At 54.0% G+C, this 5,178-nt stretch carries 3 protein-coding genes and 1 tRNA gene; 3 read left to right on the top strand and 1 reads right to left on the bottom strand.

The features are described 5' to 3' along the window. Both ACOYIE_RS09185 and ACOYIE_RS09180 read left to right on the top strand, forming a co-directional pair. On the top strand, positions 1-1,330 hold a 1,330-nt coding region (locus ACOYIE_RS09185; protein ID WP_433412535.1), incomplete at its 5' end, for an ATP-binding protein. 83 nt (positions 1,331-1,413) lie between these two features. Then, positions 1,414-1,489 (top strand) — tRNA-Met (locus tag ACOYIE_RS09180). Positions 1,490-1,657: 168 nt separating this feature from the next. Here the strand turns inward: ACOYIE_RS09180 and ACOYIE_RS09175 are convergent. After that, complete coding sequence (locus tag ACOYIE_RS09175; RefSeq protein WP_433412533.1) at positions 1,658-2,785, bottom strand: glycerate kinase family protein; 1,128 nt, start codon at positions 2,783-2,785, stop codon at positions 1,658-1,660. 207 nt (positions 2,786-2,992) lie between these two features. Between ACOYIE_RS09175 and ACOYIE_RS09170 the strand changes: the two genes are divergently transcribed. After that, complete coding sequence (locus ACOYIE_RS09170) at positions 2,993-5,047, top strand: sigma-54 interaction domain-containing protein (RefSeq protein WP_433412531.1); 2,055 nt, start codon at positions 2,993-2,995, stop codon at positions 5,045-5,047. Positions 5,048-5,178 lie beyond the last annotated feature (131 nt).

Raw genomic sequence — 5,178 nt, 5'->3', positions numbered from 1 at the left:
CCGTTTGGGCGTGATACAGCAGGACGGCACCGTACTCTACGCCTCTTCTTTCACCCAGGACAGCACGGCGCCCAACACCCCGCCCTATTATGGCTATGGCAACCCCTTTCCGGATTTCAGCGATCAGCGTTTCCGCGGATATGCTGTTTTGAATTCTGTTTTTCTCAACGCGGACTGGGAGAATCTGGGGGATGACTATCAGTTTCTCACCGTTTCCCTGCGGGACAGCAGCGATCAGTATCTCTGCCTTGCCGGCATATTGGACCAGCAGGCCGGCGCCTATCTGATCGCCTACATGCCCTATGCGTTCATCGAAAGAAGCTCGTCCTTCAATCTGCTGTTTCTGCTGATTGCAGGCGGCTGCGCGCTGCTCATCTGCCTGGTTTGCGGTTTCTTCATTTCCCGCCAGTTTACCCGCCCGCTGATTGCCATGGCCGGTCTGGCCGACCGAATGAGCGAGCTGGATTTTTCCACCCATTATGAGGGGCAGGAGCGCGATGAAATCGGCCGTCTGGGGCAATCGCTCAACCGGCTGTCCGCCTATCTGGAGCAGGCGATTGGCGATCTGCAGCAGTCCAACGCCCAGCTTGCGCAGCAGATTCAGGAAAAAGAGCGCATTGACAATATGCGCCGTGAGTTTATCGTCAACGTCTCGCATGAGCTGAAGACGCCCATCGCGCTCATCCAGGGCTATGCCGAGGGGTTGACGGCCGGCGTGGCGGACGGCCCCGAAGACCGCAAGTTCTACTGCGACACCATTGCCGACGAGGCCGACCACATGAACAAACTTGTGATGCAGCTTCTGAGCCTTTCCAAGCTGGAGCTTGGCGCCGAGCAGACTTATTACGAAGAAATTGACCTGTATCCGCTTTGCGAGGCCGCCGTGCGCAAGACGGCCGTATTGTGCGAAAGCAGGGGGCTGCATATCGGCTATGAGAACACCGCCGTTGCCGTGCGGACGGACGGCAACCTGATTGAACAGGTGCTGATGAACTATCTGTCCAACGCCATCCGCTATACCGTGGACGGCGGCCGCATTGAAATCACCGCATATCGCACAGAGACCGGTGTGCGCCTGTCGGTATTCAACGAAGGCTGCGGCCTGCCCGAAGATGAGCTTTCTAAGATCTGGGAGAAATTTTACCGCACGGACCGCGCCCGCTCGCGCGAAAACGGCGGCACCGGCATCGGTCTGTCTCTGGTACGCGCCATTGCGGATACGCTGCACGGAACCTGCGGCGCAGAAAACGTTGCAGGCGGCATTGTGTTCTGGCTGGAGCTGCCCGATGCGCCGGAAAATGATGAAGATGAAAATGATGTCGAAACATAATTTCCGTTTTTTGTGTTATCCCTCTTGACAAAGCCGCAAAACCATGGTATAGTATATAAGCACTTTAAATAAGGCGCTTATATCGCGGGGTAGAGCAGTTGGTAGCTCGTCGGGCTCATAACCCGGAGGTCGCAGGTTCAAGTCCTGTCCCCGCAACCATTAAAAAGCACTGATTCTTATCGAATCAGTGCTTTTTCTTTATCTCTTTGCGATGCAAAAAGGACACGCCGCTGTACCGGCAAGGCGGTCAATAAAAAAACGGTGTTCTCTCGCAAAACGAGCGTACACCGTTTTTTCGGCCGGTTTTCTTACTTTCCACGCACCCGCTCAAACCCCGCGAATCAGGCGCAGCACATCAAGCAGCGTATTTCTGTAGTCCTGCGCGCTGCGGGCGGCGGACTGCGAAAACGGCAGCGCCATCCGGTCAATCGAAAACATGGCGGTCACGCCCACATCATACGCCTGCGCCGCGCTGTCGTCAATACAGCCGACAATGGCAACCAACGGCACATTTCGGGGCTTGGTGCGCCGGGCAATGCCCGAAATGACCTTGCCCTGAACGCTCTGAAAATCAATACGGCCTTCGCCGGTGATTACCAGATCTGCTCCCTGCAAATGCCGGTCAAACCCCACCACATCCAGCAGCGTTTCAATCCCCGGCCGGAGCGATGCGCCGAGCAGCGCCGTGCATCCCGCACCCATACCGCCGGCCGCTCCCGCACCCGGCATGGCGGCATAATCCGCGCCGAAGGTACGCTCCAGCACCGCTCCCAGGTGGCGCAGCTGTGCATCCAGACGCTCGACCATAGCGCCATCCGCTCCCTTTTGCGGCGCGAATACATACGCCGCGCCATTTGGTCCATACAGCGGGTTTTCTACATCACACATTACGGTAACCGACACGCCGCGCAGCAGCGCGCGCACATCTGCGCAGTCGATCCGTACAATCTCTGAAAGGTCACGTCCGCGCGGCACAAACTTTTCGCCAGCCGCATTATAAAACGCCGCGCCAAGGGCCGCCGCGCACCCGCAGCCGCCGTCATTGGTCGCGCTGCCGCCAATGCCAAGATAAATCTGCCTGCATCCGTTTTCAACCGCGTGACGGATCAACTGCCCCACGCCATAGGTCGTTGTCTGCTCCGGATTTCTGTTTTCGCCCACCAATGGCAAACCGGCGGCCGCAGCCATCTCAATCACCGCAGTTTCCCCAAATTTTCCATACACCGCGTCGACGCGGTCATCCGGATAAGCCCCGCACACACGGACGCAAACCGCCTGCCCCTCCATCGCCTGCAGCAGGCAGTCCACCGTACCCTCTCCGCCGTCTGCAATCGGAATCGCTACGACTTCGCACTCCGGAAAAATCTGCGGAATGGTTTCACGCGCAATCCGGCAGATTTCCCCGCTGGAAAGCGTGCCCTTGAAAGAATCTGACGCGACAATACATTTTTTCATACGCTACCTCACTGCTATCCACATCGCCCTTTGTCTCAGCGAGGGCGGTTATTCGATACATCCAGTATAGCACTGTCCCGCTGCACGCGAAAGAGCATTCGAGGGTTTGCGTGTTTTTTCTTTCGCAGTGGCAGCGATACATTTTTGCCCTTTTCGACAATCTGTGCTACAATAGGACCATACATTGCTTTTGCGGAGGGGTGCGCTGTGAAAAAAAGACTGATCTTGGTGGCAATCGAACGGCATGCACGCGACAAATATATGCAGGCGCTGCGGGAATTCTTTCAGGATTCCTTGGAAATTATTGGCTATTATACCAACGAGCAGCAGCTTCCCGCACAACTGAAGTGTGATTTAGTCCTTTATACCTCTCAGGAGCTGGTACCGATTATCCGCTCGCGCATCACTGAAACAACCAACATCCTCCTGCTGCGCCGCGTGTTGGTCCGTCGTGAGATGCAGCGACTCTATGTCTACCCTCCAGGCACAAAGGCGGTATTGTTCGATTATACTGAAGAGACCGCAAAATATATGATTTCACAAATTCTGGACTGCGGTTATCATAATATCAGTTTTACCCCGTTGGGACGCGACAGCACCCCACAGGCACGGCAACAGGCACTATCCACCCCAAATCAGCTGCTTGTTATCGTTGGTCTCGGTGATCTTGTAACAATTTCCATGCCCGAAATCATTGATCTCGGCTGGGCAGCCATTGATCCGAACGAACTGCTGGAAATCGCTGTGCTCCTGCGCTGTTTTACCGACCGAATGGAGCAAAAATTACTGCAATACATACAGCTTACCTCCAATGCGAATCATGGTATTCTTTATTTTCTGCGTTCCATCATGGAATCCCAAAACCGATACCAAACCGTTGTTGAATTGCTCGAAGACGGCATTCTCGTCTACCAGAAAGACGGCTATATCACCCATTGCAATGATTCGTTTGCAAACGGCTTTCATTTATCCAAAAACCAAGTCGTGAGGGCATCCTTGCACGACCTTCCTCTCCCCAAGGCACTGCACGACCTCCTGCTATCACATCAGCCCGTAGAGGATAAATGGGTGCCCGGTGGCGCATCCCGATCCAGTTTTACCGTTTCCATTTATGAGGTCGGGGTACTCTCCGAAGTTGTCGACTATGTAGCGGTCATCCGCAGTTCCGACCGTGTACAACGCCGCAGTTCTCAAATCCGTCTCAACCTGAAATCACAGGGATTCCGCGCCAAGTACACTTTCGACCATATTCTCGGCAGGTCCGATGCCATTCAGACCTGCCGCAAAATTGCAGAACATATCGCACATGCCGATGGGCCTGTTCTGATTACCGGCGAAACCGGCACCGGCAAAGAGTTGTTCGCTCAAGCGATCCATAATGCTTCCACACGCCGCAACATGCCTTTTGTTGCGCTCAATTGCGCCGCTCTTACCCCCACACTGCTGGAAAGCGAACTCTTTGGCTATGAAGCAGGAGCCTTTACCGGTTCCAAGGCAGAGGGTCATATCGGTTTATTCGAATGTGCGCACGAGGGCACTGTTTTTCTGGATGAGATCGGAGAAATGCCGATGGAGTTACAGGCAAAACTGCTGCGCGTATTGGAAGAACATGAAGTTCGCCCTGTTGGTAGCCATCGAATCGTTCCGGTCAATGTTCGCATTATCGCAGCAACCAACCAGGATCTTTACCGTCAGATGGAAGAAAAACATTTCCGCGCCGATTTATTCTACCGACTGAGCCTGTTTCCTTTGCGTCTGCCGCCTCTGCGCGAGCGTCCAGAAGATATCCCTCTGCTGGCACACAGTTTTCTGGACCGTATTCGTCAAGGAGTAACCATGACCGATCGCCTGCTCCAAACGCTAATGCATCTGGAGTGGCGCGGCAATATCCGCGAGTTACGCAACTATATCCAATACATGGAAAGCAGCGGCAGCAGCGTGCTGGATATTGATGTGCTCCCCCCACAGCCACATGTACCGGCAGACAGGGATATGCCGCCTTGGGCAAAAACGGAAGCACTTCCTGCAGCCAGCCGTCAGGAGCAGCGACTGATGCTGGCGATACTGAAAACTCTCCAAAATGACACCATGAGTCGTGCCACATTGACGCAGGCACTTACGCAGCAAAATCTTTCTATCAGCGAATATAAAGTCCGGCAGTTGCTTACTCTGATGCGGGAACACGGCCTGCTGACCTACGGCACAGGACGCGGAGGAATCCGATTGACGCAGCACGGTATGTTTTCTGCCAGACAGCTATGAGTCTCTTCTCTCAATTGGGCCTTTATTGGATGAAAAATATCATCCAATAAAGGCCCAATTTTCTTTATTCTTAATTTTCCTGCAAAAAGAATCCTATTTTTTCTCTTCCTGAAAATTTTTCTGTTTTTTCT

Origin of the sequence: Agathobaculum sp. (assembly GCF_050946325.1) — a bacterium.
GTDB lineage: Bacteria > Bacillota > Clostridia > Oscillospirales > Butyricicoccaceae > Agathobaculum.
This window is presented reverse-complemented; position numbering and strand designations above follow the sequence as displayed.